Below are 2,738 nucleotides of genomic sequence, written 5' to 3' on the forward strand. Positions count from 1 at the left end.
TAATCAAGCTTTGTGATATCGGTCCCTTTAGGTGGTCGATCACCCGCATCTTCAAGCCAAGTAATATAATCGTTTAAAAGTTGAATCAAACTGTTTTGCCACTTGATTTTATTAACTAAATACATGACAATCTGAAGTAGATTAGGCATCTCTTTTCACTCCTTAAGTGATGAATGTTTGTTTTGGTAAACTTCATTTTATCAGATTAAGGGGGGAAGAGGTGCCTTTTTGCATTTCAATTGATAGAGCAACGATAGTTGCATTAAAATAGCACGAAAAAACAAAAAAATTGGTAATTACTCGAAACGGCATGGAGGTTAAATTATGAGTATAGAAATTATCAGACCCTCTCGTTACATCCATAGTCTTGGCAAACTAAAGGTGAAGGTGAATCACAATCGGGTAGTAAAAATGAAAAATGGCGAAACGAAGACTGTTGATTTGGGTCAACAGCAGGCAATATTACAGGTTAAACACTTTGGAACAAAAAGCAACAAGTTGACCGTTACAGATGGCGACTCGGTTGAGCTTGGAATTAAAAAGTGGGTGTACTGGCAACCTGTTATTATAGGCATTGTTGTTTTTATAAGTTCCATGCTTACACCTCAAGTTGAAACTCTCCCGATATTTGAAAACTGGCCTGTGCTTTTAGTGGCCGGTCTGGTTGGAGCAACTATGGGTTTGCTAGCTGGTATTCCCTATTTATTCTTCGACAGTTATGAACTCTACAAAGTTCATGAATAGATAAGTCTATTTGTATACTCACTGCAGGCAAGCACGCTACATAACCCAAGCCTATTCAGCTTAAGATGGGGAGGAAAACTGAATGAAAACATTAATCGCTTATTCAAGCAAGCACGGCTGCACGGAAACATGCACTCGTCTGCTGGCTGAACGTCTAGTTGGGGAAGTTGAAAGAGTCAACTTAAAAGACACGTCTGAAGTGAATTTGTCAGCTTATGATGCGGTAGTTGTAGGTAGCCCGGTTTATGCGGGGAGAATATTGGGAGAAGTTCGAACATTCACTGAAGAGCACTTGGATGCCCTGATGGAGAAAAAACTGGGACTGTTTATCTGTGGGATGCAGGAAGAGCACACTATTAGAGAAGAACTGGAGCTAAATTATCCTGCTGTACTTAGGAAAGCTGCAGTAGCAGTGGATTGTTTTGGCGGAGAGTACCATTTTGATTCCATGAATCTTATGGAAAAAATGATTGTAAGAAAACTAGCCAAAGTAAAAGAGGATGTATCTGATATTCGTGAAGACACCATTCAGCAGTTTGCAGACAGCTTAAACAAAGTTGAAGAAGACGATAAAGATACACCATTGAGTTAACAAATTGTGTGCTAATATTCTAGAAAATAAAAGCAAACACCTCAGAACCAGCAGGTTTCGAGGTGTTTTTTTTACACGTTATACCGGTTTTTCCAGCTCTTTGGAAAGCTCAATCGGTTGCCGTAAACGTAACGGATCAGCTGACCATGATGTTGAACTTCATGCTCCAGTAGTGAAAATAAAAGGTCCGTCTGTATGCTGTTGAGTTCATTCTTCTGGAGATAGGAGAGGCAATCCACTGAACTGGCTGTCAAGCTCTCAAGGACTCTGGATGGAGAAGTCACATCGGTTAAGGAGCATGAAAAACCGCTCCATTTATTTTGAATAATCGCCTCCAAGTAACTTTCCCGTGCACCTACAATACACCACATCTGTTCATCTATTGTATTTGAGGGTATATCTCTCAGTCTCATTGTCAACTCCTCACCAGATAAGGAAGATGCAAGGTCCTCTGTTAAGTTAAATGCTGTTTCGAGTCGTTCAGTCAGTTGAATCATTGAAGGCTCCTTTTTTGATTGGTTTATACAGGTATCAATACCGTCAGTCGACGAGTTAAATCACTGAAATCCCCAGCACGGTCAGGTTGGCGTTCCCGACGAGTTTCGTTATCAGTCGGGCAAGCAGGTCCTCAGGGTAGTCGCAGTCATTTTTCAGCCACCAGTTGACTGTCATAAAAAGAATTCCCAGACTGTAATCGATGATCAGTTCGACTGGTACTTCCATATCGGACTCCATGATGCGCAGGCGGCTCAGAATATCCTGATAGGAATCGGTCACCAGTTTTTTAAATTTATCGGTCAATATATGCTTGTCAACAATTGAGAGGATGAGGACATACGTGTCTTTGTCCTCTTTTATCTGTTCGAGAAGCTGCGTCAGCACCATCTGAATATGCATCAGCTTCACTTCATTGTCATTGGTCATGACAGACAGCTTCATAATGGCTTGGATGGATTCCAGTTTCTGTTCGATGATCTTTTCAACCAAATCATCTTTATCCTGAAAGTAAGCATAAAAGGTTGAACGGTTAATCATCGCTTCATCCGCAATATCCTGGATAGTGATGCCGGTATAGTCCTTTAAACTTAGCAGATTGTAAAAGGCAGTATAAATAGCTTTCTGTGTTTTTAGTACCCGCAAATCCTGTTTTTTGTTCATGTCATCCTCCCATCCGACAATTTTCTCAATGTGTTGTGTATCCGACAAATGACTTATTTTAATGATTGTTAATAGTATAACAAGACTATATACTTTAAGCAAAGTTTTGAAGAGTCGGGTATGTGTCAAGACTTTGGCGGAAACTTTTTTTCTAGAGATGGTAACTCTTCAATTTTAATATTAAAATGGCTCATTCTGTGTGTTTCATTACCCAAACATTTTCTTCAGTTGTCCCATTGGACTT

General features: G+C 40.0%; 4 protein-coding genes. 2 read left to right on the forward strand and 2 right to left on the reverse strand.

The annotated features are described in order from the left end of the window. Positions 1-324 precede the first annotated feature (324 nt). Together ACYQ4S_RS11515 and ACYQ4S_RS11520 are read left to right on the forward strand one after the other, a co-directional pair. A complete protein-coding gene (locus ACYQ4S_RS11515) occupies positions 325-744 on the forward strand; it encodes a hypothetical protein (protein ID WP_346024880.1) in 420 nt (139 codons plus the stop codon). Positions 745-826: 82 nt separating this feature from the next. Beyond that, positions 827-1,336, forward strand: coding sequence for a flavodoxin domain-containing protein (locus ACYQ4S_RS11520; RefSeq protein WP_346024881.1), 510 nt, complete (start codon positions 827-829; stop codon positions 1,334-1,336). Positions 1,337-1,407: 71 nt separating this feature from the next. On the opposite strand, the gene ACYQ4S_RS11525 is transcribed toward ACYQ4S_RS11520, so the two are convergent. Then, positions 1,408-1,833 (reverse strand): hypothetical protein, encoded by a 426-nt coding sequence (locus ACYQ4S_RS11525; protein ID WP_346024882.1) that lies wholly within the window; start codon positions 1,831-1,833, stop codon positions 1,408-1,410. A 55-nt stretch (positions 1,834-1,888) separates the two neighbouring features. After that, entirely contained in the window at positions 1,889-2,494 is a 606-nt protein-coding gene (locus tag ACYQ4S_RS11530; protein WP_459771265.1) for a TetR/AcrR family transcriptional regulator, read from the reverse strand. Between the last annotated feature and the right edge of the window lie 244 nt (positions 2,495-2,738).

The sequence above is a fragment of the Alkalibacterium sp. s-m-28 genome, from assembly GCF_054658175.1.